Below are 25,511 nucleotides of genomic sequence, written 5' to 3'. Positions count from 1 at the left end.
CCGGGCACGCGGCCGACGGCCCTGCCCGCCCTGCTCAGTCGGTAGGCCGGAAGGTCAGAATCAGAACCCGAGGCGCCGCAGCTGCTTCGGGTCGCGCTGCCAGTCCTTGGCGACCTTCACGTGCAGGTCCAGGAAGACAGGCGTACCGAGGAGCGCCTCGATCTGCTTGCGGGACTTGATGCCGACGTCCTTGAGGCGCTTGCCCTTGGGGCCGATGATGATGCCCTTCTGGCTGGGGCGCTCGATGAAGACGTTGGCGTGGATGTCCAGCAGCGGCTTGTCGGCGGGGCGGTCCTCGCGCGGGAGCATCTCCTCGACGACCACCGCGATGGAGTGCGGCAGCTCGTCCCGGACGCCCTCCAGCGCGGCCTCCCGGATCAGCTCCGCGACCATGACCTGCTCGGGCTCGTCGGTCAGGTCGCCCTCGGGGTAGAGCGCGGGGCCCTCGGGCAGCATCGGGGTGAGGAGGTCGGCGAGCAGGTCCACCTGCTGGTTGGCCGTTGCGGACACCGGGACGATCTCCGCCCAGGTGATGCCCAGCTCCTTGCCGAGCTGGTCGACGGCGATCAGCTGCTCGGCCAGGGTCTTGGAGTCCACCAGGTCGGTCTTGGTGACGATCGCGATCTTCGGGGTCTTCCTGATCCCCGCCAGTTCCTTCGCGATGAAGCGGTCACCCGGGCCCAGCTTCTCGTCGGCGGGCAGGCAGAAGCCGATCACGTCCACCTCGGCCCACGTGGTGCGCACCACGTCGTTGAGCCGCTCGCCCAGCAGCGTGCGCGGCTTGTGCAGCCCCGGGGTGTCCACCAGGATCAGCTGGGCGTCCTCGCGGTGCACGATGCCCCGCACCGTGTGCCGGGTGGTCTGCGGGCGGTTGGACGTGATCGCCACCTTCTGCCCGACCAGAGCGTTCGTGAGGGTGGACTTGCCCGCGTTGGGGCGGCCCACGAAGCAGGCGAAGCCGGCCCGGTGAACAGCCTCGGCCGGTTCTTCGGATGACTGGGTACGAACGCTCATGGCGCCCATTGTCCCTGATCCCCGAAGCCCCGCCGTACCACGGTCGCCCGCCGGGCCCGCGAGCGTCAGCCCGCGCTGACCGTCTCCCGCACCGTCCCGTCGGGCGAAGCCACCAGCACCGGCGTCTGTGGGCCGCCCAGGTCGCGTACCGCCGCCCGGTCATCCGCCGACGCCGACTCCGCCTCCGTCACCACGGCCGCCGCCTCCAGGGACTGAGCGCCGGACGCCACCGCCATCGCCACCGCCGTGCGCAGGGCGCTGAGCTGCAAGGAGTCCAGGGCGACCGTACCGGCGACGTACGTGCGGCCCGTCTCGTCGCGTACGGCGGCGCCCTCGGGCACGCCGTTGCGGGCGCGGGCCGAGCGGGCCAGGGTGACGATCTTGCGGTCCTCGGGGTCGAGGCCGGGGGTCTCGGTGGTCATGGGGTGAGCATACGTAGCCCCGCCGGGCGCCGGTCCGCTCACCCCGGCACCGGTCCGCTCCCGCCCGCGCACCGGCCCGTTCTCACCCCGCCACCGGGTACATCGCCCCGCGGCGCCCCTCCGGCGAGGCCAGCCACTCCAGCTTCGCCGCCGTGTTCGCCTCGTCCAGCGGCGTGTGCAGCACGATGGTCAGATCGGGGCGGGCCGGGACCTGCAGCGCCGTCGACTCCAGGCTGAGCAGGCCGACCAGCGGGTGGTCCAGCTCCTTGCGGATCTGCCCGGCGTCCTCGATGTCCCGCTCCTCCCACAGCGTGGCGAACTCGGTGCTGGCCGCCGGTTCCTTCGCGCCCCGCGTCATCGGCCGCTTCGGCGCGCGGCGCACCCTCGTCGGCGCGCTCGCCGGGCAGGGGACCCTCGGCCTGTCCCTGCTGGCCCTGGGGGAGGGCGGCTGGTCGGTGCTCCTGGCCACCGCCGCCGTCTCCCTGGCCAGCATGTGCCACCTGGGCGCGATCATCGCCTACGGCCTGACCGTCACCTCCGGCGTCCCCGACGAGGAGCAGGGCCTGGCGACCGGCCTGGTCACCTCCACCCAGCAGGTCGGCATCACCGTCGGCATCCCGCTGCTCGGCGTGCTCGCCACCACCGCGACCGACCTGCGGTCCGGCGTCCACACGGTGCTGGTCCTGGACGCGGTGATCGCGCTGGTGGCGGCCGTACTGGTCGCGGTGTGGCTGCGCGGCAGCCGGGCGGCGGGCTCAGGGACGGTCGAGGCGGAGCCGGTCGGCGCGCGGTAGACCGGCGACGACCAGGTCGTACGAGTCCTCCACCAGCTCCCGGACCACGCGGTCCGGGAGCCTTGCTCCGTCCGGCCCGGCGCCCACGGTCACCGTGTTCCAGTGCCGCTTGTTCATGTGCCAGCCGGGCACGATCAGGCCCGGGTGCTCGCGGCGCAGCCGGAGCGCGTCGTCCGGGTCGCACTTGAGGTTGACGGTGAGCGGGTCTCCGTCCAGCGAGGTGAGCGCGAACATCTTCCCCAGCACCTTGAAGACCGAGGTCTCCGGGTTGAAGGGGAAGTCCTCCACCGCGGCGTTGAAGGACAGGCAGAAGTCGCGCAGCTCCCCGGGGGTCATTCGGACCCGGCCTCCTCGGCCGTAGCCGGCTTCTGTGCGGCGACCGGCTCCACCAGCACCGTCACGATCTTGTTCCGGCGGCCCGCGGCGGCCTCCGCCGTCAGCCGCAGCTCCCGGCCGTCCGGAAGCTCCACGATCGAGGACGCCCCGGCGATCGGGACGCGGCCCAGCGCCTTCGCCAGCAGACCGCCGACCGTCTCCACGTCCTCGTCGTCGTACTCGTCCAGGCCGTACAGCTCGCCCAGGTCGCCGATGTCCAGGCGCGCGGTGACCCGGAACCGGTCCTCGCCCAGCTCCTCCACCGGCGGCAGCTCCCGGTCGTACTCGTCGGTGATCTCGCCGACGATCTCCTCCAGGATGTCCTCGATGGTGACGATGCCGGCCGTGCCGCCGTACTCGTCGATGACGACGGCGACGTGGTTGCGCTCCTTCTGCATCTCGCGCAGCAGGTCACCGGCGTTCTTGGTGTCGGGCACGAAGGACGCCGGGCGCATCGCGGTGGAGACCAGGTCGCTCTCCGCGTCCCGGCTGATGTGCGTCCTGCGGACCAGATCCTTCAGGTACACGATGCCGACGACGTCGTCCTCGCTGTCGCCGGTCACCGGTATCCGGGAGAAACCGGAGCGCAGGGCGAGGGTGAGAGCCTGCCGGATGGTCTTGTAGCGCTCGATGACGACGAGGTCGGTGCGCGGCACCATGACCTCTCGCACCAGCGTGTCGCCCAGCTCGAACACCGAGTGCACCATGCGGCGCTCCTCGGCCTCGATCAGCGACTCCGCCTCCGCGTAGTCCACCAGCGCCCGCAGCTCCGCCTCCGAGGCGAAGGGGCCCCGGCGGAAGCCCTTGCCGGGGGTGAGCGCGTTGCCGATGAGGATGAGCAGCGAGGGGATCGGGCCCATGATGCGGGCCAGCGGCAGCAGCACGTACGCCGCCGCGGTCGCCGTGTTCAGCGGGTGCTGGCGCCCGATGGTGCGCGGGGAGACCCCGACGGCGACGTAGGAGAGCAGCACCATCACCGCGATGGCGACGATCAGCGCCTCGCCGGTGCCGTCGAACTGTCTCAGGCAGGCGTAGGTGACCAGCGCGGCGGCCGCCATCTCGCAGGCGACGCGGACCAGCAGCGCCACGTTGAGGTAGCGCGTCGGGTCGGCGGCGACCTGGGCGAGCTTCTCGCCGCCCCGGCGCCCGGAGCGCACCGCCTCCTCGGCGCGGAAGCTGGAGACCCTGGCGAGCCCCGCCTCGGCGCACGCGGCCAGCCAGGCGACCACCACCAGGGCGACGGCGCCGGCGACGAGCGGGAGACTCATGAGACCGTCGGGGCCGGGGACGGACCGGTCAGGCCGCGCTCCGCACGCCAGCCGTCCACGATGGCGGCCTGCAGACCGAACATCTCGGCCTTCTCGTCGGGCTCCTCGTGGTCGTACCCGAGCAGGTGCAGCACCCCGTGGACGGTCAGGAGCTGGAGCTCCTCGTCCATGGAGTGCTGCGTCGGCGCCTCCGCGCCCTGCTTGGTGGCGACCTCCGGGCAGAGCACGATGTCGCCGAGCAGACCCTGCGGCGGCTCCTCCTCGTCCTTGGACGGCGGGCGCAGCTCGTCCATCGGGAAGGACATCACGTCGGTGGGACCCGGCAGGTCCATCCACTGGATGTGCAGCTGCTCCATGGCGTCGGCGTCCACGACGATCACCGAGAGCTCGGAGAGCGGGTGGATGCGCATCCGCGCGAGCGCGTAGCGGGCGATGTCGAGGATCGCCTGCTCGTCGACCTCGGTTCCGGACTCGTTGTTGACGTCGATCGACATGGTCGTGCTGGTCTACTTCCCCTTGGCCTTGGCACCGTGTCTCGGTGTCCGGCCGCCGTTGTGGCCGCCGTTCTCGGTGCCGTTCCTGCTGTCGTACTGTTCGTAGGCGTCGACGATACGGCCCACCAGCTTGTGCCGGACGACGTCGTGCGACGTGAGCCGGGAGAAGTGGACGTCCTCGACGCCCTCCAGGATGTCCTGCACCTGCCGCAGACCCGACTTCGTGCCGCCGGGCAGGTCGACCTGGGTCACGTCACCCGTGATCACGATCTTCGAGTCGAAGCCGAGCCGGGTCAGGAACATCTTCATCTGCTCGGGGCTGGTGTTCTGCGCCTCGTCCAGGATGATGAAAGCGTCATTGAGAGTTCTGCCCCGCATGTACGCCAGCGGTGCGACCTCGATCGTCCCGGCCGCCATCAGCCGCGGGATCGAGTCCGGGTCGAGCATGTCGTGCAGCGCGTCGTACAGCGGGCGCAGATACGGGTCGATCTTCTCGTACAGCGTGCCCGGCAGGAAGCCGAGCCGCTCGCCGGCCTCGACCGCCGGGCGGGTCAGGATGATGCGGTTGACCTGCTTGGACTGCAGGGCCTGCACCGCCTTGGCCATCGCCAGGTAGGTCTTGCCGGTGCCCGCGGGGCCGATGCCGAAGACGATGGTGTGCTTGTCGATCGCGTCGACGTACCGCTTCTGGTTCAGCGTCTTGGGGCGGATCGTGCGGCCGCGCGAGGACAGGATGTTCTGCGTGAGCACCTCGGCCGGGGTCTCCCGGCCGTCGCTCTCCCCGTCCTCGCTCGCCTTGAGCATGGCGATCGAGCGTTCCACTGCGTCCTCCGTCATCGGCTGCCCGGTGCGCAGCACCAGCATCATCTCGTCGAACACGCGCTGTACGAGGGCGACCTCATGCGTGTCACCGACGGCGCTGATCTCATTGCCCCGGACGTGGATGTCGGCCGCCGGGAAGGCCTTCTCGATCACGCGCAGGAGGGAGTCTCCGGAGCCCAGTACGGTCACCATCGGGTGCTGGGCGGGGACGGAGATCTGTGCTTTCGCCTGCCCCTGCGCGGGGGTGCGAGCTGAGGGTGTCTGAGTCATGGGCCGGCGCTCTAGGCCTGCTCGTCCTCCTCTGCGGCGTGCGCCGCGTGACGGGTGTGTCTGCTGTCTCCAGCGTACGACTCCCCGTCCACAGGGCCGAGCCGTTTATCCGACCGGTACCCGCCGCTGCTCGGCGAGCAGATCCCGGAACCAGCCGTACGACGCCTTGGGCGTGCGCTCGAGCGTCTCGAAGTCCACGTGGACCAGTCCGAAGCGGCGGGCGTACCCCTCGGCCCACTCGAAGTTGTCCAGGAGCGACCACACGAAGTAACCGCGCACGTCCACGCCCGCCTCCACCGCCCGGTGCAGGGCGCGCACGTGCCCGTCGAGGTAGGCGATGCGGTCGCGGTCGTCGAGGCCCTCGTAGGAGCAGCCGTTCTCCGTGATCACGACCGGCGGGAGGCGGTCGCCGTAGCGCTCGCGGAAGCCGGTGAGCAGCTCCGTCAGCCCCTCCGGGACCACGGGCCAGCCGAAGTCCGTCAGCGGCCGGCCTTCGATCTCATGCACCGAGAAGGGCAGTTCGGCCGGGAGCGTCACCCCGCCGAACTCGATCTCGGCACCCTGCGGGGCGCCCACCCGCGTCGGCGCGTAGTAGTTCACGCCGTACCAGTCCAGGGGCTCGGCGATGATCTCCAGGTCGGCCGCCGCATCACCCGGCATGAGGTCGCCGATGCCCTCCGGATACCGCCCGGTGAGGAGCGGGTCGGCGAACATCCGGTTCAGCAGGAGGTCGTAGAACTCCGCCGCCTCCCGGTCCGCCGGGTCGTCCGAGGCGGGCCAGGTCGGGCCGTGCGAGTTGGCGATGCCGACGTCCGCGGCCCCGGCCGCGCGCAGGGCCCGGACCGCGAGCCCGTGTGCGAGCAGCTGGTGGTGGGCGGCCGGCAGCGCGTCGAACAGCAGCTTCCGGCCGGGGGCGTGGGTGCCCAGGGCGTGGCCGAGCAGGGTGTGCTCGGCGGGCTCGTTGAGGGTGATCCACTTGCCGACCCGGTCGCCGAGGCGCCCCGCGACGACCGACACGTACTCGGCGAACCGGGCCGCCGTGTCCCGCTCCAGCCAGTCGAGGCCGGCCGGCAGGTCCCAGTGGAAGAGGGTCGGCACCGGCCGCACGCCCGCCGCGCACAGCTCGTCCACCAGGCGGTCGTAGAAGTCGAGGCCGCCGGGGGAGTCCACCCGGGGCCAGGAGACCGAGAAGCGGTAGGCGTCCACGCCGAGGTCCGCGAGCAGGGCCACGTCCTCGCGGTAGCGGTGGTAGTGGTCGCAGGCCACGGCCGCCGTCGAGCCGTCCTTCACCCGCCCGGGCCCGGCCGTGAAGGCGTCCCACACGGACGGCCCCCGCAGCCCGGCCGCACCCTCGATCTGGTGCGCGGACGTGGACACGCCCCACAGGAAGCCGTCCGGGAACCGCGGCATCGGCTGCGCCGACATCGCGTCGTCAGTCGCCATGCGCGGATCATCCGTACCCGCGGTGAGCGAAGTCAACGCCCGTGCACGCGGGCGGCGTTACGCGCCCTCCTTCAGCACTCGCGAGATCAGGGCCCGCTGCTCGTCGGTGAGCCGGGGATCGGCGGCGTACACCGTCCGCCCGTCCACGGTGAGCTGGTAGCTGAACCCGTCCGGCACCCCGACCGGTGGAGTGCTCCGGCCGTCGGCGACCGCCCGCTCGGCCAGGGCGTGCCACTCGCCCGCGTCGGGGCGTCCCGCCGTGTCGACCTCCGCGTGGCGTTCGATGCCCGCGAAGCCTCCTGTGCGCCTCACCTGAATCCGCATGGACCCGTGTCTAGTACGGAACTACAGCGTCCGCACCCCGACCTGCTCCCAGGCCTTGCGCACCGCCTCCAGCTCGTCCGCGTCGCCGTACCGCTCCCGGGCGGCCTTCAGGGTCAGCGTCGCGAAGTCCGCGAACAGCGCGTCCTGGGCCAGCTCGCCGCCGGTCAGCACGTCGTACCAGATCTGTCCGGCCCGCTCCCAGGCGTGCCCGCCGAGCGCGGTGGCGAGGAGGTAGAAGGCGTGGTTGGGGATGCCGGAGTTGATGTGCACGCCGCCGTTGTCCCGGCCGGTGCGCACGAAGTCGTCCATCGTCGCGGGCTGCGGGTCCTTGCCGAGCACGTCGTCGTCGTAGGCCGTGCCCGGCGCCTTCATGGAGCGCAGCGCCTCGCCGGTCACGCGGGGTGCGAGCAGCCCGGCGCCGATCAGCCAGTCGGCCTCGGCTGCGGTCTGGCCCTGCGCGTACTGCTTGACGAGGGAGCCGAAGACGTCCGACACCGACTCGTTGAGCGCGCCTGGCTGGCCGTAGTAGGTCAGGTTGGCGGTGTGCTGGGTGACGCCGTGGGTCAGCTCGTGGCCGATCACGTCCAGGGCCACGGTGAAGTCGAGGAAGATCTCCCCGTCCCCGTCGCCGAAGACCATCTGCTCGCCGTTCCAGAACGCGTTGTTGTACTCGCGGTCGTAGTGCACGGTCGCGTCCAGCGGCAGCCCGGCGCCGTCGATGGAGTCGCGCCGGTACACCGTGAGGTAGTGCTCGAAGGTGGCGCCCAGCCCCGCGTGGGCCCGGTTCACCGTGGCGTCCTGGCCGGGCTCGTCGCCCTCGCCGCGCACCTTGCGGCCCGGCAGGTCGGTGCCGTGCCGGGCGTCGTAGACCGTGCGCTGCGGCTTGCCGGGCTCGGCGCCGGCGAGCGGGGCCACGGAGGGGGCGCCGATGACCGTGGTCAGACCGCGGCGGGTGCGCTCCAGGGCGTCGCGCTGGAGGGTGCGCCGGGCGGGCCCGGCGAGCACGGGATCCGCGTGCTGGGCGAGCCGGTCGAGCACGTGGGGCGGCACGATGGTGCAGAAGACGGGCTGGAAGCCCCCGTATGTCGTCATGTCCGGCACTTTCGCACTGTGTGACCGAGCTGTCACCACCTGCAACCACGATTGGTGCACGACGGCGCCAAGGTGCCTCCGTGATCCGGCCACGAGTGGTATACGGCACTTTTTGTCCCGGTTCCGTCGTCGGTCCCGCATACTGATACGAACCCGCGTGACCCGCGTGACTCGGCTAAGGTGCTGGGCATCATGCGATTCGGGCTGCTTCTCCTTAGCTGCCGCGGCGAGGGCCTGTAGAGGCCGACTCCCTCCCCGCGGAGCTTGGTGGTGCCGTCGGCCGTCCTTCCGGACACGCGGACGACGCGGACACCGCCGAGATCCGCGGACATCACGAGGAGCCCACGCCATCATGGCCAACCGCCAGCAGCCCAGCCCCATGCCGACCGTCAAGTACCGCGGCTACGACCAGGTCGACATCGCCGACCGCACCTGGCCGGACCAGCGGATCACCACCGCTCCCCGCTGGCTCTCCACCGACCTGCGCGACGGCAACCAGGCCCTGATCGACCCCATGTCGCCGGTCCGCAAGCGCGCCATGTTCGACCTGCTGGTCACGATGGGCTACAAGGAGATCGAGGTCGGCTTCCCGGCCTCCGGCCAGACGGACTTCGACTTCGTACGGTCCATCATCGAGGACCCGGACGCCATCCCGGACGACGTCACCATCTCCGTACTGACCCAGGCCCGCGAGGATCTGATCGAGCGCACGGTGGAGTCCCTGAAGGGCGCCAGGCGGGCCACCGTCCACCTGTACAACGCCACCGCCCCCGTCTTCCGCCGGGTCGTCTTCCGCGGTTCCAAGGACGACATCAAGCAGATCGCGGTCGACGGCACCCGCCTGGTCATGGAGTACGCCGAGAAACTGCTGGGCCCGGAGACGGAGTTCGGCTACCAGTACAGCCCCGAGATCTTCACCGACACCGAGCTGGACTTCGCCCTGGAGGTGTGCGAGGCGGTGATGGACACCTACCAGCCCGGCCCCGGCCGCGAGATCATCCTCAACCTGCCCGCCACGGTGGAGCGTTCCACGCCGTCCACGCACGCCGACCGCTTCGAGTGGATGGGCCGCAACCTGTCCCGCCGCGAGCACGTCTGTCTGTCCGTCCACCCGCACAACGACCGCGGAACGGCCGTGGCGGCGGCCGAACTGGCGCTGATGGCCGGCGCCGACCGGATCGAGGGCTGCCTGTTCGGGCAGGGCGAGCGCACCGGCAACGTCGACCTGGTCACCCTGGGCATGAACCTGTTCTCCCAGGGCGTCGACCCGCAGATCGACTTCTCCGACATCGACGAGATCCGTCGCACGTGGGAGTACTGCAACCAGATGGAGGTCCACCCGCGCCACCCGTACGTGGGCGACCTGGTCTACACGTCCTTCTCCGGCTCCCACCAGGACGCCATCAAGAAGGGCTTCGACGCGATGGAGGCCGACGCGGCGGCTCGCGGGGTCACCGTCGACGACATCGAGTGGGCCGTCCCCTACCTGCCGATCGACCCCAAGGACGTCGGCCGCTCCTACGAGGCGGTCATCCGCGTCAACTCGCAGTCCGGCAAGGGCGGCATCGCCTACGTCCTGAAGAACGACCACAGCCTGGACCTGCCGCGCCGGATGCAGATCGAGTTCTCGAAGATCATCCAGGCCAAGACGGACGCCGAGGGCGGGGAGATCACCCCGACCGCGATCTGGGACGTCTTCCAGGACGAGTACCTGCCCAACCCGGACAACCCCTGGGGCCGCATCCAGGTCGCCAACGGGCAGACCACGACCGACCGCGACGGCGTCGACACCCTCACCGTCGACGCCACGGTCGACGGCGAGGAGACCACCCTGGTCGGCACGGGCAACGGCCCGATCTCGGCGTTCTTCCACGCGCTGCAGGGCGTCGGCATCGACGTACGGCTGCTGGACTACCAGGAGCACACGATGAGCGAGGGCGCCTCCGCGCAGGCCGCCTCCTACATCGAGTGCGCCATCGGCGACAAGGTGCTGTGGGGCATCGGAATCGACGCGAACACCACACGCGCCTCGCTGAAGGCCGTCGTCTCCGCCGTCAACCGCGCGGCGCGCTGACCAGCCCAATCGGCGGCTTGAGGTCCCGCTCGCCGGAATACGGCGGGCGGGGCCCCGTCATATACCGGCCATATATCTGTGATGGTCACGAAAAGGTCTCGTCCCGGGTACTGACTCCACGTCGGTGATGTGGCTAACATCACGCCAGCGCGACGATGCTGTCGCGCCGTTACGGAGGTGCGACGTGCTGCCTGGACGGGGACCGAACGGCCGAGCTGCCCGGCTGCCACGCATCCTGGGCACCCGCACCGCGTGGACACCCGTGGGCGACGGCGAGTTCTTCTGCCCCGGCTGCGGCGGCGACCGCAACTACACCCGGCTCACCGGCCACCGCCGCTTCACCGTGCTCGGCGTGCCCGTGCTGCCCCGAGGCGAGTCGGCGCCGGCCGTCGAGTGCGCGGCCTGCCGCCGTCACTACGGCACCGACGTCCTCGACCACCCGACCACCACCCGCTTCTCCGCGATGCTCCGCGACGCCGTCCACACCGTCGCCCTCGCGGTCCTGACCGCGGGCGGCACCTGCTCGCGCACCTCGCTGGAGACCGCCGCCGTGGCGGTGCGCGCGGCCGGCTTCGAGGACTGCACCGAGGACCGGCTGAACGCGCTCGTCGAGGCGCTGGAGGCGGACACCGGCCGGGTCCGCGGCGAACCCTGCGTGCCGGGCCTGGCGATAGAACTGCACGAGGCGCTGGACCCGCTGGCCCCGCACCTCGCCGCCGTCGGCCGCGAGTCGATCCTGCTGCAGGGTGCCCGCATCGCCCTGGCCGACGGCCCCTACACCCCCGCCGAACGCGACACCCTGGCCACCGTCGGCGCGGCCCTGACCATCTGCTCCGACGACGTCACCCGCCTCCTGGAGTCGGCGGGGACGCCGTCCTAGGGCAGGCCCTGCTCCGGCGCGAGGTCCAGCCGCATGATCTGGCGGTGCATGCCCGGTCCGAAGTAGTCCGGACGCAGCCCGCCGTCGGGTTCCTCGGGACGGAATCCCAGGGAACGGTAGAGGAAGATGGCAGCGAGGTTGGCGGGCTCCACGGTGAGGCGGACCACCTGTATGCCGTCCCGGCGCAGGCGGCTCAGGGCCTCCCGCATCAACTCTCGGCCCAGCCCGTGGCGGCGCCGGTCCATGGTGACGCACAGCCCGAGTATCCAGCTGTCCGTACCGAGCGTCCGGGTGGCGGCCAGGACGTAGCCGCGCAGCCGGCCGGTGCCGTCGTCGAGGACCAGGAAGTGCTCCTCGTACATGTCGAAGAGCTGGCGCAGCAGGAACCCGGGATAGGCGAATTCCTGGAAGACCTCCTCGTCCAGCCGACGCAGCTCCGGCAGATCGGACTCCCGCGCCGTGCGCAGTTCCAGTGCCAGGTCGTCCGGTGACGGACCGGGTCGGGTGAGCGGGTCCTGGTGGTCGAGGGAACGTTCCAGCGGTTCGGCGGTCATGCAACCCCCTGGTCTGCGTCAACTCTCGGGCATCCGTGCCGCACTCGGTCGAGTGAAGGACCCTTGTGGCGGCCTGTGTCTGCTTCTGGCTAGAGTGAGCGTCCAACTTCCGTCATGCAAGGGCGAGTTCAGGTGTGCGACCATGCGCCCGACGTGCGCCGGGCGGATGAGGATGGCGTATTCCCGTGCTGGTCCGTAGTGGCTGCGCCACTTAACGTGAACAGTGCTGGGGACGTGTCCAAAATCGAATGGAACGTGGCAGGGTGACTATGGATCGCAACGCCGACGCGCCGTGGTCGAAGTTCGATCCAGAGGTGTACGTAGACAACAACTACCGGACACCACTCGAAGTGGACCTGCTGATCGTCCGGTTGATGCGCGACTATTTCACCCGCTGTTTCGACGGCGCCTCCCCGCGCACCGCGCGCGGCATCGACGTCGGCGCCGGCGCCAATCTCTACCCCGCGCTGTCCATGCTGCCGTGGTGCGAGAAGCTGCTCCTGCTGGAGTATGCGCATCCGAACGTCGAATACCTGGAGAAGCAGGTCTCCCCGGCCGGGTACGACATCGCCTGGGACCCCTTCTGGGACGTGCTGCGCGAGGTGCCGGCCTACGCCGCCGTCGAGCCGAGACCGCTGGTGGCCGACATCGTCCGGGTCGAGCGCGGCAACCTGTTCGACCTGGAGGGCGGGGACCGGCGCTGGTCCCTGGGGACCATGTTCTTCGTCGCGGACTCGATGTCCGAGGCCCCCGAGGAGTTCCACCGGGGCGTGCGGTGTTTCATGAACGCGCTGGACCAGGGGGCGCCGTTCGCCGCCGCCTTCATGAAGGAGTCCCTCGGCTACCGCGTCGGCGAACACGACTACCCGGCCTACCGGGTGAACGAGGAGACGGTCAGGCAGAGCCTGGAGCCGTTCACCGCGGAGCTGGAGATCCACGATCTGCACCACTCGGTGCGGCCGGGGCACGAGGGAATGCTCCTCGCCCTGGGACGGCGCAATTCGCAGATTGCCGCCCCGTAGGAACGGGGACATGCACAACGGGGACATCACAACGGGGACGCTGCCGAACACAGGGCAACGAGATCTGTACGAGGGGTGCGGGGATGCAGATCAAGCCACGCCAGCACCTGCTGGACATCTGGCAGGCCATGGCCCGTCATTCGTTCGACGACGGCAAGCTCGTCCGGGGGGACACCGACGGACTGAGCAGCGTCGCGGACGCCGAACGCCTGCTCTGCCTGCTGTATCCGGCCACCGAGGTCCCCGCCTTCCGTCTCGACCAGCCGGACACCACCGAACGCGACGTGCTGCGCGCCCTGGACCGGGTCGGCAGCCGGCTGGAGATCCCGCCCAATCTGATCGCCGCGCTGTCTCAGTTCATGCGTACCCACACCGGCACGGACGACAGCCCCACCTTCTCCGGCGGACACTACTTCCGCCCCTCCGAGCCCGGCGGCACCGTCAGCCACGAACAGCGCCAGCTGGGAGTGGTCGACTCCTACTCCATGTCCGTCACGCTCTGCCTCGCCACCCTCGGTTTCCTCAAGGTCTACGAGGGCACCACGACCCGGCCCGAGGTCCTCAAGGCGATCGCCGAGCTGAGGGAGGCCACCAACGACCGGCTGACCTCCGCGATGGTCAGCCTGCTGCGCTCCTTCGCCGTGAACGTCTTCGACGCCGAGTCGGAACAGGGCAAGCGGCTCATCCAGGTCATCGGCCAGGGCGGGCAGTCCGACCGGATCGTCCTCCAGCAGTTCTCCCGCCGGTTACGCCCGCTGCGCGCCACCATCATCGAGAGCCTGTCGCGAGGCATCCAGGTCGACGAGGGCATCCGGGACGAGAGCCAGCTCTTCGAGTGCGGCTGGGCCTGGGGCATCGTCGAGGACGCCCCGAAGATCACCGACCTGAATGCCGACGTCCCCGGCCAGCCCGACGGCATCGCCGACCGGCTGCCCTACGTGTACTTCACCGTCGTCGCCCTCGACGGCATCCAGGACCTCTTCTCCGACCGCACCCTCACCCTCGGCCTGCTCGACGAGGACCAGCAGAAACTCGCCGAGATGCTGCGCCTGCGCTGGGAGCTGAGCCAGCAGTACTGGTCCGCGATCGCCCGCTTCGGCGGCGAGCGCTGGCCTCTGGAGGACCTGCCCTGGCAGACCACCGGCCTGCGCCTGGAGTCCGAGTACTTCTCGCTGACCGTCGCGGCCATCCTCGTCCACGATCTGGTCCGCCGGAAGGCGACCGACGACGACCTCACCCGCACCGTCGCCATCATGGAGCGTCTCGCCGACCGCGGTCGGGTCACCAGCCGCATGACCAAGAACGACCCGACGCTCCTGCTCCACACCCCCGGCGTCACCATGCCGCTCGCCGGGTCCGAGCGCACCGGCGGCCAACTCCTGTGGCGGATGACCGACTTCTCCGCCCAGCTGCTCAAGCGGATCATCCAGCTCGCCGAACTCTCCCGGAACATCGGCGCCCAGGACCGACTGCTCCGCCTCGCCGAGCAGTCCTTCGAGCACCTGTGGAAGCGGCGCATCGACGAGGAGGAGGGCGCTGGCCTCTGGGACAACATCCAGGCCGTCTACCCCGAGGCCCAGGACGCCGGACTGCGCATGTCCTGGAGCATCACCGAGCGCGTCACCGAGTGCCTCGTCGCCGCCCGCATCCTGTACGAGCAACAGCCCATCCGCAGCCCCGAACTTGCGGAATTGGCACGTGAGTTGTTGAGCGAAGCCACTCACCTCTTCGGTAAGGAGCAGCTGGAGGCCTCCGCCGCCCCCGACGGGAGCAGAGCCCGGGCCATGCGGAGCATCGAGAGCCGCCTCGACCACGCCCGCAGCCTGGTCGACGACCGGCCCGCGACCGCCTTCGCCCTGGCTCTGCCCGTGCTCCAGGAACTCGACACCCTGGCCCAGGCCAGGGGCGCCGCGGCTCAGGAGGTGTGAGGGTGCTGGTCTTCGCCGCCTCCGACAAGGGAGGCACGGGTCGCTCGGTCACCAGCGCCAACCTGGCCTACCAGCGTGCCCTCACCGGTGACCACGTCGCCTACGTCGACTTCGACTTCGGCTCGCCCACCGCCGCCGCCGTCTTCGACGTGCCCGGCGCCATGCGCGGCACCGAGGAACTCGGCCTGCACTCCTACCTGGAGGGCGAGACCGCCGAGCCGGTCCGCATCGACGTGTGGCGGCAGACCGAGCACCCCCTCCTGCGTACCCGCCCCAACCAGTCCGGCCGCCTGGTCCTGTTCCCCGGCGACGCGGGCGGCGGCGAGTTCGCCACCGGCGAGGAGGCCCTGGAGCGCTGCGTCGACCTGCTGCTCAAGCTCAACAACGAGTTCGACGTCACTTTCGTCGACCTCAGCGCCGGCCGCAGTTACGCCGTCGACATGGTCCTCGACGCCACCGCCCACCCCCGGATGCGCAACGTCCCCTTCCGCTGGCTGGTCTTCCACCGCTGGACCCGCCAGCACGTGATCGCCGCCTCCGGACTCGTCCATGCCGAGCACGGCATCATCGGTGGCGGCGTCGAGCGCGGTCACGACGAGGACGACCTGCGCTCCGCGATCCGCTTCGTGCGGGCCGCCGTGCCCGACCCCGAGTCGCCCCTGTGGTCGCAGGGCTCCACCGCCCAGGCCACCTGGATGCAGGCGTGCGACGAGGCGCTGCGCCGACTCGCCGCCGAGCACCGCATCGGCGACAGCGTCGTCCTCGGCATCGTGCCGCTGGAACCCATCCTCCAGTGGCAGGAGCAGCTGATCACCGAGGAGGACGTCCTCTCCACCCAGATAGCGAACAAGGAGACCCTGGAGGCACTGGAGGAGATCGCCCGGCGCCTGACGGACGACACCCACTGGGGGCGGCTGTGACCGAGCCCGTGTTCCGCGAGACCGCCGCCGAGCCGCGCACCCAGTCCGTGCCACTGGCCCATCTCTCCGTGGAGCTCGGCCACCTCTACATGGAGGACTTCGAGGCCGGCCCGGAGCGGCTGCGCGCACACTTCGCCGAAGTACGGCCCTGGGTGGAGGCGGCCCGTACCGCCGCCACCGCCCGGTCCGGCGGCAAGCGGCCCCGGATCAGCACCTGCTTCCTCATCGACGACTACTTCACCCGTTTCTCCACCCCCGCCGAGGTCGTCCCCATGCTGCTCGCGGAGGCCGAGCGGGCCGGACTGACCGTCGACTACCTGGCCCGCGAGTCCGGCTGCGCCGTCACCGGCAAGGTCCCCGTCGCCGAGGCGGTGGCCGCCCGCATCGTCGAGTCCCCGCCGCCCGGCAGCTACGGCCTGCGTCCGCCCGCCGCGCAGACCGGCTGGCTCGCCAACGGCGAACGCAGCCCCGTCGCCCGCGCCCCGCAGGCCATGAAACGGGCCGTGCCCTGGCAGCCCCCGCACGAGACCGCCGCCCGCCGCCACTCCGTCTTCCTCGACGTGGAGCTGTGGAGCGACGACGCCGACGGACAGCGCCTGTGGTCCTGCCCCTTCCTCGCCGCCGTCTGGCAGCTCGCCCGCCTCGGACTCCTGCGCAACGAGGGCGAGGCCGTCCTCGCCCCTCAGCCGCACATCCCCGGCGGCTTCCCCGACCGGTGGGACGATCTGCCCACCCTGCTGAAGCTCCACGACCGCGCGGACCCCTTCGCCGCCTACCGCACCTGTTCCGTCCTGCCCAGCCGGTTCCTCCCCGTCGAGCACGCCGTCCGCGTGATCCTCGACCAGGTCGAGGTCGACCCGGGGGCACTGGCGCAGGTCGCCGACCGCTCCGGGAAGGAACGCATGCCCGTCCCCGACTCGGTCGCCGACCGCCTCTCCTACGTGTACTACTCGGGGCCCTGAAATGGCGCCGCGGCAGAGCACCCCGCCCGCCGTCCTCGCCTGCGGCGAGATCCGCACCTGCCTGCTGCCCGCCCGGCAGGCCCTCGACATCCGATCCGCCGCCCAGCTCCTCGGCCTGCGCGCCGGCGAACGCGTCCTGCTCTCCGAACGCCCCGGCCTCTACGCGCGTTCCCCCGACACCCTCACCGGCGTCGACTGCCCCCTGCCCAGCGCCAACGGCGCCCGCGTCCGCGCCGTCGGCACCGTCACCGCCCACGCCGCGCTCACCGAGGGCCGCGTCCTGCAGACCTCCGCGCACTGCCGCCTGCCCGGCACCGGACCCGACCAGCGGCGGCCCTGGGGCGAGTACCTGGTGCGGCCCGGCGTCGTCGAACCGCTCGGCAGACTCCCGCACGAGGCGGTCGCCCAGGGCGTCCTCGGCGGCCCCCGCCACGGCGACCTCGACGTCGGACTCATCGCCGACGGCCTGCTCACCCGCGTACTGCGCCACCCCCTGCTCGACCAGCGCCCGCCCTTCCGCTCCCGTCCCAGCCGGCTGCGCTGGGCGGCGCTGCCCGCTCCACCCGGCGAGGGCCCCTCCCTGGAACGGTTCACCCTGGCCGAGGACGAACTGCGCACCGTGCGCCTGCGCGTGCCGGAAGGTACCTCCGGCACCGAACTGGCCGCGCTCTGCGACGACCTCGCCCTGCACGACTGGCTGCTCACCACCGTCGTCCGCATGCTCGACGGCCTCCGGCTCGGCGCCGGAGCCGCCCAGGACGCCGACACCGTCGTACGGACGCTGCGCCCGGCCGTCGACCACCTGCTGCACCTGTGGATGCCCGGCGCCCGGGTAGGCCGCGAACTGGCCGCGCTGTGGGACCCGCTGGAGGAGCGCCCCGGCTTCACCCGGCAGTGGCAGGCCCTGGTGCAGCGCATCCGCGACCAGCTCACCCTGCACGCCATTCCCGCAGCCCACCGGGAGGTGGAGCCCGCTCCCTGACCGCGCCCCGCCACCCTGCACGCACATCCCCGCACACCCGTCCCCGCACGATCCGACGCGCATCCCAACGGGGGGAGAGCGAGATGAGCACGGCACAGTCACCCCGACCCGACGACACGCCCCGTACCACCCACCCGATCGACCCGAGGGGGGATTCCCCCTGGGCCCGCATGCTGCTGGTCGCCCTGGTCGTCGGCGGCCTCTTCTGGAGCGTCGCGGCGCTGCTGGACCCGGACGACGGCACCCTGCGCCAGTTCCTGGCCGCCGTGCTCTGCGCCGGCGCCGCCCTGGCCGTCCAGTATGTCCTCGGTCTGGCCCCGCGCCCGGGACCGCAGGTGCTGGAGAAGGACACCCCGCTGGAAGAGCACATCCGGCGGGTCGAGGACGCCCTGGCCGAGAACACCGCCGCCGTCCGCGAGGGTCTGAGCCGGTACGACACCGAGTTGAAGTCGGACCTGAGCCGGCACACCGAGGACGTCAAACAATTGGTCGAGACCCACGTCACCCAGGTCGACCACCGCCCCGCCGAGGCCGCCCGCACCCTGGACCCGGTCCGTATCGACAGCGTGCCCGACCTGGCCAAAGGCTTCGCCGACGTCCTGCTGCCCGGCCCCTCCATCCTGCACACCTTCGTCCACCTGGAGATGTCCCGGGTGGTCGGCCACATGGCCGACCTCACCAACCTGAGCGCCGAGTGCCCCGGCGAGAACCACGACTGGATGCTCACCCTCACCCGGGCCGCTGAACAGTCCATCCTTGCCACCAGCACCTCCGTCGACCGGCAGTTCTGGAACAGCGAGCCCGCCGGCCGCTACCTCGACGCCCAGCAGGCCGCCATCGACGAACAGGGCATCGCGGTACGCCGTCTGTTCCTGCTGGAGAGCGCCCGCGAACTCGACGACCGGCTGCTGCGGCTGTGCGAGGAACAGGAACTGCGCCGCATCGAGGTACGCGCGGCGGTCCTGCCCGAACTGCCCCCGCACCTCCAGCGCGGCACCACCAACGACTTCATCCTCTACGACGAGGAGGTGTCGTTCGAGATCGAACAGGACCTGCGCGACGTCAACGTCCGCACCCGGCTCACCGCGCGCCAGGAATACGTACGGGACCGGCTCAAACGCTTCAGGGAACTCTGGGACGCGGGCATGGGCCTGCGCGAACTCGAGATGCGCGTCGACGACGAGGAGGACGGCAACTGGATGGTGGACCGGGCCTGAGTGCGGCCGTCCTCATTACTCCCCGGGGAGTAACGGACGGCCCCGCGTCTCCCCGGGCAGTAGCCCGGAGTTCGCCCTCACGCCCGACGCGTCGGCACCCCGCCGCCGGAAGTCTGGAGATCTACCCAGACACCCACCGGAGGGAGGCCCGTCAGATGGGGGCCACGACGACAGGCGCGGGGCGGCGGCGGGCCGTGCCCTGGCTGGTGCTCGGACTGTGGATCGCCGTGCTGGCGATCGCCTCGCCGTTCGCGGCGAAACTCGGCGACGTGCAGCGCGACCGGGCCGTCGACTACCTGCCCGCGAGCGCCGACTCGACGCAGGTCGCCAAGATCCAGGAGCGGCTGCCGGGCGGCGAGGCCACCGAGATGGTCCTCGTCTACCACCGGGACGGCGGACTGACCGCCGCCGACAAGAAGACCGCCGCCGGGCAGGTCGCCGAGATCGCCGGCGCGCACGAACTCACCGGGCGTCCCGTCGGCATCCCGTCCAAGGACGGCACCACCCTCATGTACCCGGTGGCCTCCACCGAGCCCGGCACGGACGAGAAGGCCCGCGACGCACTCGTCAACGACGTACGGGACGTCGCGAAGGGGGGCGACGGGCTCAGCGTCGAGGTGGGCGGGGCGGGCGCGCTCGCCACCGACGCCTCCGAGGTCTACAACTCCCTGGACGGCCCGCTGCTCTACACCACCGCCGCCGTGGTCGCCCTCCTCCTGATCCTCATCTACCGCAGCCCCTTCCTGTGGCTCGTCCCGCTCGCCGTCGCCGGAATGGCCGACTACCTCTCCATGGGCGTCGCCTACGGCCTGAACCAGGTCTTCGGCACCGCCGTCTCCGGCCAGAGCAGCGGCATCATGACCATCCTCGTCTTCGGCGTCGGCACCGACTACGCGCTGCTGCTGGTCTCCCGCTACCGCGAGGAACTGCGCCGCATCGAGCGGCCGTACGACGCCATGCTCGCCGCCCTGCGCGGCTGCGGGCCCGCCGTGCTCGCCTCCTCCGGCACCGTCGCCGCCGGCCTGCTGTGCCTGCTCGCCGCCGACCTCAACTCCAGCCGGGGCATGGGCCCCCTCGGCACCGTCGGGGTGCTGTGCGCGCTGGCCGCCATGCTGACCCTGCTGCCCGCGCTGCTGGTGCTGCTCGGCCGCCGTGTCTTCTGGCCGCTGGTGCCCCGCCACGGCAGCACGCCCAAGGCCCGCCGCTCGCTGTTCGCCGCGATGGGCAGCTCCGCCGAACGCCGGCCCCGCACCGTCCTGGTGGGCGGCGCCGTCCTGCTCGGCGCCCTCGCACTCGGCACGTTCGCCCTGCCCGGCAGCATCAAGCAGGAGGACTCCTTCACCACCCGCCCCGACGCGATCGCCGCCATGGAGACCCTCGCCGACGCCTTCCCGGAGTCCGGCACCCAGCCGATCACCGTCATCAGCCCCACCGACCGCGCCGGCGCCGCGCTCGCCGAGATCCGCGCCACCGACGGAGTCGAGAGCGCCGAGGCCGGCCGCAGCGGCGACGGGTGGACCGAGCTGACCGTCCTGGCCTCCACCCCGCCCCAGTCGGCCGCCGAGACCGCCACCATCGAGGAACTGCGCGACAAGCTCGACGGCTCCTACGTCGGCGGTCCCAGCGCCCAGCAGATCGACCTGGAGGACACCAACGCGCGGGACACCGTCATCGTCGTACCGATCGTGCTGCTGTCGGTGCTGCTGATCCTCACCGTGCTGCTGCGCTCGCTGGTCGCGCCGCTGATCCTGGTCGCCGCCGTCGTCGCCGTGTGGGGCGCGGCCCTCGGCATCGGCGGCCTCGTCTTCGAGCCGCTCTTCGGCTTCGAGGGCACCGACCCCGGGCTCGGCCTGCTCTCCTTCGTCTTCCTGGTCGCCCTCGGCGTCGACTACGGCATCTTCCTGATGCACCGGATGCGCGAGGAGGCCCTGCACGGCGCCGAACCCACCGAGGCGGCCCTGTCCGCGCTGCGCACCACCGGCGGCGTCATCGCCTCGGCCGGGCTGGTCCTCGCGGCCACCTTCGCCGTGCTCACCAGCATGCCGATGGTGCAGCTGGTCGAGCTGGGTTTCGTCATCGCGGTCGGCGTCCTGCTCGACACCTTCCTCGTCCGCACCTACCTGGTCACCAGCGCCAGCGTCGCCCTGCGGCGCCGGGTGTGGTGGCCGGGGCGGCTGTCCCGGGAGCCCGGACCGTCCTCGCCGGACGGCGGCGTGCGGGAAACCGTCGGTGTCTGAGGTGCCGGACGACCGGAGCGCGCCCCTCCCCTCCCGGTGGGGCGCGCGGGTCACGGAGTATGGACGCGTGCACCCCACCACCGAGGCCGCGTCCCGCCCCCGCGTCGGCGAGCGGGTCATCGCCGCCATCAACCGCGACCCGCGCACCGCCCCGCACGGCACCCGCAACGACGCCGTGCTCGCCGCGGTCCTCCTCACCGGCGCCGTCTGCCTGGCGCTCCTCACCCACGAGGCCCAGCGCCCGGACGCCCTCGGCTGGACGCTGCTGGTCGCCGCCCACGTCCCGATCGTGTGGCGGCGGCGCCGTCCGCTGCTGGTGCTCGCGGTGTTGATGGTCCTGGTCGTGCCCTACCACGCGATGGACAACAACCACACCGCGATCGGCCCCGCCTCCTACGTGGCCCTGTACACCCTGGCCGTCACCGGCCGCCCCCTGCGCACCGTCGTGACCGGCGTCGCGGTCCTCACCGTGTCGGTCAGCATCATGCTCACCGTCAACACCCACCAGGCCCTCGAACTGCTCCGTATCTCCGGCTGGGTGATCGCCATCCTCTTCTGCGGCATCGACATCCGCTACTACCGCCAGTACGTCGCCGCCATAGTGGAGCGCGCCGAACGCGCCGAGCGCACCCGTGAGGAGGAGGCCCGGCGGCGCGTCGCCGAGGAACGCCTGCGCGTCGCCCGGGACCTGCACGACCTCCTCGCACACAGCATCACCCTCATCGGCGTGCAGACCTCCGTCGCCGCCCACGTCCTGACCGCCGACCCCGAACGCCTGGACCGCGCGGCCGTCGCCAAGGCCCTCGACGACATCGCCGAGACCTGCCGCTCGGCACGCGGCGAACTGCGCACCACCCTCGAAGTACTCAGGGCGCAGGACGCCGCCGCCGTACCCGACGCCCGCGGCCCGCTGCCCGGCCTGAGCGGCCTGTCGGACCTGGCGCGGAGCGCCCGGACGGCCGGAGCACGCGTGGACCTGTCGGTGGACGCCGACGACGTCCCGCCGGCGGTCGGTGCCGCCGTCTACCGCATCACGCAGGAGGCGCTGACCAACGTCGTACGGCACGCCGGGCCGAAACCGTCCGTCCGGGTCGAGGTGCACGCCGGGCCGGGCGCCCTGCGCCTGTCCGTCACCGACGACGGCACCGGCCCCGACCCGTCCCGAACCCCCGGCTTCGGCCTCGTCGGCATGATGGAGCGGGCCCGCAGCGTCGGGGGCACACTCGACGCCGGACCGCGCCGGGGCACCGACGGCTTCGAGGTGACGGCCGTACTGCCGACCCCCGCCACGCCCCTGACGACGACCACGACGATCACCTCGGAGAGAACCGCATGACGATTCGCGTACTGCTGGCGGACGACCAGAACCTGGTCCGGGCGGCGTTCGCCCTGCTCGTGGCGTCGGCCCCCGACATGGAGGTGGTCGGCGAGGCGGGCACCGGCCGCGAGGCCGTGGAGCTGGCCCGCGCCCAGCGCGCCGACCTGGTCGTCATGGACGTACGCATGCCCGACCTGGACGGCATCGAGGCGACCCGGCTGATCGCCGCCGACGAGGACCTGGCAGGTGTGAAGGTGCTGGTCCTCACCACCTACGACACCGACGAGAACGTCGTCGAGGCGCTGCACGCGGGCGCCTCCGGATTCCTGGTCAAGGACACCAAGCCCGCCGAACTCCTGGACGCCATCCGCACGGTGACGGCGGGCGACGCGCTCCTGTCGCCCGGCCCGACGGCCCGCCTGATCGAGCGTTTCCTGCGCAGCCCGTCGGCGCTCCACCCGTCCGGATCGGGCCCCGACTGCCTTTCGGACCGGGAACGCCAGGTCCTCACCCTGGTGGCCCGGGGCCTCAACAACACGGAGATCGCCGACGCCCTGGGCCTGAGCCCGCTCACCGCGAAGACCCACGTCAGCCGCATCATGGGCAAGCTGGAGGTGCGGGACCGGGCCCAACTGGTCATCGTGGCCTACGAGTCGGGCCTGGTGACGCCGGGCATCGGCACCGGCTGACCTGACCCTGCTAGCGGCTCAGCACCTCCCCGAGCACGTCGTCCACCGGGGTGGCGCTCACGCCGAGGATCTTCTCGGTCTCGGAGTAGTCGATGACGAACGGCCGGCCGGGCACGGTGAGTACCTCGTGCATCTCCGCCCAGAACGGCTCGGTGAACGCCAGCAGGGTCAGGTCGCGTTCGGTCAGTTCCTCCATGCGGGGTTCCGGTGCGCCCGCAAGATCGGCGAGCCGCCCGGCCAGCTCCCGCACCGACAGGGTCGAGGTGGGCACGTGCCAGGCACGGCCGTACGCCTGCTCGTTGCGGCTCGCGGCGACCAACGTGCGTGCCGTGTCGCCGATCGCCGAGTAGCTGTGCGGCACGTCGAGTTCCTGCGACACCAGGGCCAGTCTGCCGTCCAGGACTTGCCGCTGCACCATGAGGCCGAACACCGAGAAGGCGCCGGCGCCGTAGAACTGGGCGGCCCGCACCTCGGTGACCTTCACCCCCGAGGCGGCGGCCTCCTCCCAGACCCGCGCCCTGGCCCGCCCCTTGGGGCCGGTCGCCGCCAGGGGGAAGTCCGGCCTGATCGGCCCGCTCACCGGACCGTAGGCGTAGAGATTGCCGAGCATGACGTACGCGGCCCCGGTCCGCCGCGCCGCGCCGAGGAGCGACGCCGACAGGATCGGGAACTGCTCGGGCCAGCGGTGGTACGGCGGCGCGGCCGTGGTGAAGAGGGTGTCCGCCCCCTCCGCCAGCTCGGTGAGCCGATCGGTGTCGGTCGCGTCCGCGGCGACCCTCTCGACGAGCGGGTGGTCGGGCCCGCCCCCGGTCCGGCTGACCATCCGCACCCGCTCACCGTCCTCGGCGAGAAGAAGAGCGGTCTTCGACGCCGCGGCCCCACGACCCACGATCACATGAGTTTTCATGCCGACCACGGTGCCGCTCCCCGGCCTCGTGGAATAGTGGCCACAATGCCAACCATCCGGAGGTTCTGGCCATGCATCGCGTCGCCGCCGTCGTCGTGCCGCCGGTCCTGAGCTTCGACGTCTCGATCCCGCTCATGGTGTTCCACAACGCCGAGCACTACGACGTGCGTGTGTGTACGGCGCGCCCCGGCCCGACGCCGACCGTCGGTGGCCCCGACATCGTGGTGCCGGACGGCCTGGACGCGATGGCGGGCGCCGACACCGTGATCGCCGTCGGCAGCGGCGGCGAGCAGGCTCCCGCGGAGGTCCTCGACGCCCTGCGGAAAGCCGCCGCCGGCGGCGCACGCATCGCCTCCCTGTGCACGGGGGCGTTCGTCCTGGCCCAGGCCGGTTTGCTCGACGGGCGCCGCGCCACCACCCACTGGGGACTGGCCGACGACCTCGCCGCTCGCTTTCCGGCCGTCGACGTCCAGCCCGACCTCCTCTTCGTCGAGGACGGCGGCATCTTCACCTCGGCGGGCGCCGCGGCCGCGATCGACCTGTGCCTGCATCTGGTCAGGGTCGACCACGGCGCGGCGGCCGCCAACACGGCCGCGCGGCTCGCGGTCGTCCCTCCCGTACGGCCGGGCGGCCAGTCCCAGTTCATCGAGACCCCGCTGCCGCCGGAGCGCGGCACCTCACTCGCCCCCACGAGGGCCTGGGCGCTCGAACACCTCGACCGCTCGCTCACCCTGGCCGACCTGGCCGGTCACGCCAGGACCAGCGTGCGCACCCTCACCCGGCGCTTCCACGCGGAGACCGGCCTGAGCCCCCTCCAATGGCTGCTGCACCGGCGCGTCGACCGGGCCAGGGAGCTGTTGGAGACCACCGAGCTACCCATGGACCTGGTAGCGGGGAGGAGCGGTCTGGGCAGCGCGGACTCCCTGCGCAAGCACATGGTCGGCCGGGTCGGACTCACTCCCACGGCCTATCGCGCGAGCTTCAGCCGGAAGGCCGGCCACCCGGCCAGGGTCACGTGACGAACCGCTAGCGGCAGCGTACGTCGGAGGCCGGCCGCTGGCCCGTCGCCAGGAAGCGGGAGACCGTGGCGTCCCCGCAGGCGTTGCCGTTGGCCAGGTAGGAGTCGTGGCCGGTGGAGTTCACCGTCACCATGACCGCGCGCCGGCCGAGCGCCTCGCGCATCCGCAGCGCGCCGGTGAGCGAGGTGTTGACGTCCCGTTCGTTCTGGACGAGCAGCACGTTGGACGGCCCGCGGTCGGTGATCCGCACCGGTGCCTCACGCGGCGGGTACGGCCAGGCCGCGCAGAGCATCGCGTTGCGAGGCATCCCGGCGGTCAGCGGGTACTTGGCGCGGCTCTCGGCGACGTCCTTCTGGTACGCGGCCGCCGTGCGGGGCCAGGCGACGTCGTGAGGCTGATCCCTTGGAGTGGACACCCTGACAATGGATCTTGATGGTCCAGGAAGGGATGTCCAGGTGGGACGCCAGTCTCCGTACCCGGAGGA

The 25,511-nt window shown here is 71.5% G+C and carries 23 protein-coding genes and 3 pseudogenes; 13 read left to right on the top strand and 13 right to left on the bottom strand.

Translation table 11 applies throughout. The features are described 5' to 3' along the window. Positions 1–60 precede the first annotated feature (60 nt). The 3 genes and pseudogenes from era to AB0P07_RS27980 all read right to left on the bottom strand — a co-directional run. A complete protein-coding gene (gene era, locus AB0P07_RS27990; RefSeq protein WP_365555399.1) occupies positions 61–1,014 on the bottom strand; it encodes a GTPase Era in 954 nt (317 codons plus the stop codon). Between the two features lie 65 nt (positions 1,015–1,079). After that, a complete protein-coding gene (locus tag AB0P07_RS27985; protein ID WP_365555397.1) occupies positions 1,080–1,436 on the bottom strand; it encodes a cytidine deaminase in 357 nt (118 codons plus the stop codon). Positions 1,437–1,518: 82 nt separating this feature from the next. Next, a pseudogene (locus AB0P07_RS27980) lies at positions 1,519–1,767 on the bottom strand (XRE family transcriptional regulator); the annotation flags it as partial. Between AB0P07_RS27980 and AB0P07_RS27975 the strand changes: the two are divergent. Then, positions 1,760–2,230, top strand: a pseudogene (locus tag AB0P07_RS27975) (MFS transporter); the annotation flags it as partial. The pseudogenes AB0P07_RS27980 and AB0P07_RS27975 sit on opposite strands and share 8 nt — an antisense overlap. Here AB0P07_RS27975 and AB0P07_RS27970 read toward each other — a convergent pair. The 7 genes from AB0P07_RS27970 to AB0P07_RS27940 all read right to left on the bottom strand — a co-directional run bounded on the left by AB0P07_RS27970 (position 2,192) and on the right by AB0P07_RS27940 (position 8,318). Then, positions 2,192–2,566 carry an MmcQ/YjbR family DNA-binding protein gene (locus tag AB0P07_RS27970; RefSeq protein WP_365555395.1) on the bottom strand — a complete coding sequence of 125 codons (375 nt, stop codon included), beginning with the start codon at positions 2,564–2,566 and terminating at the stop codon, positions 2,192–2,194. The pseudogene AB0P07_RS27975 and the gene AB0P07_RS27970 sit on opposite strands and share 39 nt — an antisense overlap. Continuing rightward, entirely contained in the window at positions 2,563–3,873 is a 1,311-nt protein-coding gene (locus AB0P07_RS27965; protein ID WP_365555393.1) for a hemolysin family protein, read from the bottom strand. The genes AB0P07_RS27970 and AB0P07_RS27965 overlap by 4 nt, the downstream gene beginning before the upstream one ends. After that, positions 3,870–4,367 carry an rRNA maturation RNase YbeY gene (gene ybeY / locus AB0P07_RS27960; RefSeq protein WP_365555391.1) on the bottom strand — a complete coding sequence of 166 codons (498 nt, stop codon included), beginning with the start codon at positions 4,365–4,367 and terminating at the stop codon, positions 3,870–3,872. The genes AB0P07_RS27965 and ybeY overlap by 4 nt, the downstream gene beginning before the upstream one ends. A gap of 12 nt (positions 4,368–4,379) precedes the next feature. After that, entirely contained in the window at positions 4,380–5,459 is a 1,080-nt protein-coding gene (locus AB0P07_RS27955) for a PhoH family protein (RefSeq protein ID WP_365555390.1), read from the bottom strand. A 105-nt stretch (positions 5,460–5,564) separates the two neighbouring features. After that, a complete protein-coding gene (locus AB0P07_RS27950; protein WP_365555388.1) occupies positions 5,565–6,902 on the bottom strand; it encodes a GH1 family beta-glucosidase in 1,338 nt (445 codons plus the stop codon). A 57-nt stretch (positions 6,903–6,959) separates the two neighbouring features. Beyond that, positions 6,960–7,226 carry a protealysin inhibitor emfourin gene (locus AB0P07_RS27945; RefSeq protein WP_365555386.1) on the bottom strand — a complete coding sequence of 89 codons (267 nt, stop codon included), beginning with the start codon at positions 7,224–7,226 and terminating at the stop codon, positions 6,960–6,962. Between the two features lie 21 nt (positions 7,227–7,247). Then, complete coding sequence (locus AB0P07_RS27940; RefSeq protein ID WP_365555384.1) at positions 7,248–8,318, bottom strand: M4 family metallopeptidase; 1,071 nt, start codon at positions 8,316–8,318, stop codon at positions 7,248–7,250. 352 nt (positions 8,319–8,670) lie between these two features. Here AB0P07_RS27940 and leuA point away from each other — a divergent pair, with 352 nt between their 5' ends. Both leuA and AB0P07_RS27930 read left to right on the top strand, forming a co-directional pair. Then, positions 8,671–10,392, top strand: a complete 1,722-nt coding sequence (gene leuA / locus AB0P07_RS27935) for a 2-isopropylmalate synthase (protein ID WP_365555382.1) — start codon at positions 8,671–8,673, stop codon at positions 10,390–10,392. Between the two features lie 184 nt (positions 10,393–10,576). After that, a complete protein-coding gene (locus AB0P07_RS27930) occupies positions 10,577–11,272 on the top strand; it encodes a TerB family tellurite resistance protein (RefSeq protein ID WP_365555380.1) in 696 nt (231 codons plus the stop codon). On the opposite strand, the gene AB0P07_RS27925 is transcribed toward AB0P07_RS27930, so the two are convergent. Beyond that, positions 11,269–11,826, bottom strand: coding sequence for a GNAT family N-acetyltransferase (locus tag AB0P07_RS27925; RefSeq protein ID WP_365555378.1), 558 nt, complete (start codon positions 11,824–11,826; stop codon positions 11,269–11,271). The two genes, AB0P07_RS27930 and AB0P07_RS27925, sit on opposite strands and share 4 nt — an antisense overlap. 248 nt (positions 11,827–12,074) lie before the next feature. On the opposite strand from AB0P07_RS27925, the gene AB0P07_RS27920 reads away from it, so the two are divergent. The 9 genes from AB0P07_RS27920 to AB0P07_RS27880 all read left to right on the top strand — a co-directional run bounded on the left by AB0P07_RS27920 (position 12,075) and on the right by AB0P07_RS27880 (position 23,101). Then, complete coding sequence (locus AB0P07_RS27920; protein WP_365555376.1) at positions 12,075–12,848, top strand: SCO2525 family SAM-dependent methyltransferase; 774 nt, start codon at positions 12,075–12,077, stop codon at positions 12,846–12,848. 83 nt (positions 12,849–12,931) lie between these two features. Continuing rightward, positions 12,932–14,776 (top strand): SCO2524 family protein, encoded by a 1,845-nt coding sequence (locus tag AB0P07_RS27915; RefSeq protein WP_165286906.1) that lies wholly within the window; start codon positions 12,932–12,934, stop codon positions 14,774–14,776. A gap of 2 nt (positions 14,777–14,778) precedes the next feature. Next, the gene (locus AB0P07_RS27910; RefSeq protein ID WP_365555374.1) at positions 14,779–15,696 is read left to right on the top strand and encodes an SCO2523 family variant P-loop protein; all 918 of its coding nucleotides are present in this window, start codon (positions 14,779–14,781) and stop codon (positions 15,694–15,696) included. Next, positions 15,693–16,658, top strand: coding sequence for an SCO2522 family protein (locus tag AB0P07_RS27905; protein ID WP_365555372.1), 966 nt, complete (start codon positions 15,693–15,695; stop codon positions 16,656–16,658). The genes AB0P07_RS27910 and AB0P07_RS27905 overlap by 4 nt, the downstream gene beginning before the upstream one ends. Position 16,659: 1 nt before the next feature. Next, a complete protein-coding gene (locus AB0P07_RS27900) occupies positions 16,660–17,640 on the top strand; it encodes an SCO2521 family protein (protein ID WP_365555370.1) in 981 nt (326 codons plus the stop codon). 83 nt (positions 17,641–17,723) lie between these two features. Further along, a complete protein-coding gene (locus tag AB0P07_RS27895; protein ID WP_365555368.1) occupies positions 17,724–18,857 on the top strand; it encodes a hypothetical protein in 1,134 nt (377 codons plus the stop codon). Between the two features lie 155 nt (positions 18,858–19,012). After that, complete coding sequence (locus AB0P07_RS27890; RefSeq protein ID WP_365555366.1) at positions 19,013–21,094, top strand: MMPL family transporter; 2,082 nt, start codon at positions 19,013–19,015, stop codon at positions 21,092–21,094. 67 nt (positions 21,095–21,161) lie between these two features. Then, a complete protein-coding gene (locus AB0P07_RS27885; RefSeq protein ID WP_365555364.1) occupies positions 21,162–22,430 on the top strand; it encodes a histidine kinase in 1,269 nt (422 codons plus the stop codon). After that, positions 22,427–23,101, top strand: coding sequence for a response regulator transcription factor (locus tag AB0P07_RS27880; protein ID WP_365555362.1), 675 nt, complete (start codon positions 22,427–22,429; stop codon positions 23,099–23,101). The genes AB0P07_RS27885 and AB0P07_RS27880 overlap by 4 nt, the downstream gene beginning before the upstream one ends. A gap of 10 nt (positions 23,102–23,111) precedes the next feature. On the opposite strand, the gene AB0P07_RS27875 is transcribed toward AB0P07_RS27880, so the two are convergent. Then, positions 23,112–24,008, bottom strand: coding sequence for an NAD-dependent epimerase (locus tag AB0P07_RS27875; RefSeq protein WP_365555360.1), 897 nt, complete (start codon positions 24,006–24,008; stop codon positions 23,112–23,114). Positions 24,009–24,079: 71 nt separating this feature from the next. On the opposite strand from AB0P07_RS27875, the gene AB0P07_RS27870 reads away from it, so the two are divergent. Then, positions 24,080–25,027: a helix-turn-helix domain-containing protein gene (locus AB0P07_RS27870; protein ID WP_365555358.1), complete on the top strand. Its 948-nt coding sequence runs from the start codon at positions 24,080–24,082 to the stop codon at positions 25,025–25,027. Between the two features lie 7 nt (positions 25,028–25,034). On the opposite strand, the pseudogene AB0P07_RS27865 reads toward AB0P07_RS27870, so the two are convergent. Beyond that, positions 25,035–25,418, bottom strand: a pseudogene (locus AB0P07_RS27865) (alpha/beta hydrolase); the annotation flags it as partial. Positions 25,419–25,511 lie beyond the last annotated feature (93 nt).

This window comes from Streptomyces sp. NPDC085944 (genome assembly GCF_040686295.1).
Taxonomy (GTDB): domain Bacteria; phylum Actinomycetota; class Actinomycetes; order Streptomycetales; family Streptomycetaceae; genus Streptomyces; species Streptomyces salinarius.
This window is presented reverse-complemented; position numbering and strand designations above follow the sequence as displayed.

Coding starts and splice junctions, on each gene's coding strand:
- AB0P07_RS27880 (WP_365555362.1), top strand. CDS start 22,427: ATGACGATTCGCGTACTGCTGGCGGACGACCAGAACCTGGTCCGGGCG.
- AB0P07_RS27940 (WP_365555384.1), bottom strand. CDS start 8,318: ATGACGACATACGGGGGCTTCCAGCCCGTCTTCTGCACCATCGTGCCG.
- AB0P07_RS27985 (WP_365555397.1), bottom strand. CDS start 1,436: ATGACCACCGAGACCCCCGGCCTCGACCCCGAGGACCGCAAGATCGTC.
- leuA (WP_365555382.1), top strand. CDS start 8,671: ATGGCCAACCGCCAGCAGCCCAGCCCCATGCCGACCGTCAAGTACCGC.
- AB0P07_RS27870 (WP_365555358.1), top strand. CDS start 24,080: ATGCATCGCGTCGCCGCCGTCGTCGTGCCGCCGGTCCTGAGCTTCGAC.
- AB0P07_RS27890 (WP_365555366.1), top strand. CDS start 19,013: ATGGGGGCCACGACGACAGGCGCGGGGCGGCGGCGGGCCGTGCCCTGG.
- AB0P07_RS27950 (WP_365555388.1), bottom strand. CDS start 6,902: ATGGCGACTGACGACGCGATGTCGGCGCAGCCGATGCCGCGGTTCCCG.
- AB0P07_RS27875 (WP_365555360.1), bottom strand. CDS start 24,008: ATGAAAACTCATGTGATCGTGGGTCGTGGGGCCGCGGCGTCGAAGACC.
- AB0P07_RS27925 (WP_365555378.1), bottom strand. CDS start 11,826: ATGACCGCCGAACCGCTGGAACGTTCCCTCGACCACCAGGACCCGCTC.
- AB0P07_RS27945 (WP_365555386.1), bottom strand. CDS start 7,226: ATGCGGATTCAGGTGAGGCGCACAGGAGGCTTCGCGGGCATCGAACGC.
- AB0P07_RS27895 (WP_365555368.1), top strand. CDS start 17,724: ATGAGCACGGCACAGTCACCCCGACCCGACGACACGCCCCGTACCACC.
- AB0P07_RS27955 (WP_365555390.1), bottom strand. CDS start 5,459: ATGACTCAGACACCCTCAGCTCGCACCCCCGCGCAGGGGCAGGCGAAA.
- era (WP_365555399.1), bottom strand. CDS start 1,014: ATGAGCGTTCGTACCCAGTCATCCGAAGAACCGGCCGAGGCTGTTCAC.
- AB0P07_RS27920 (WP_365555376.1), top strand. CDS start 12,075: ATGGAACGTGGCAGGGTGACTATGGATCGCAACGCCGACGCGCCGTGG.
- AB0P07_RS27965 (WP_365555393.1), bottom strand. CDS start 3,873: ATGAGTCTCCCGCTCGTCGCCGGCGCCGTCGCCCTGGTGGTGGTCGCC.
- AB0P07_RS27915 (WP_165286906.1), top strand. CDS start 12,932: ATGCAGATCAAGCCACGCCAGCACCTGCTGGACATCTGGCAGGCCATG.
- AB0P07_RS27970 (WP_365555395.1), bottom strand. CDS start 2,566: ATGACCCCCGGGGAGCTGCGCGACTTCTGCCTGTCCTTCAACGCCGCG.
- AB0P07_RS27900 (WP_365555370.1), top strand. CDS start 16,660: ATGGCGCCGCGGCAGAGCACCCCGCCCGCCGTCCTCGCCTGCGGCGAG.
- ybeY (WP_365555391.1), bottom strand. CDS start 4,367: ATGTCGATCGACGTCAACAACGAGTCCGGAACCGAGGTCGACGAGCAG.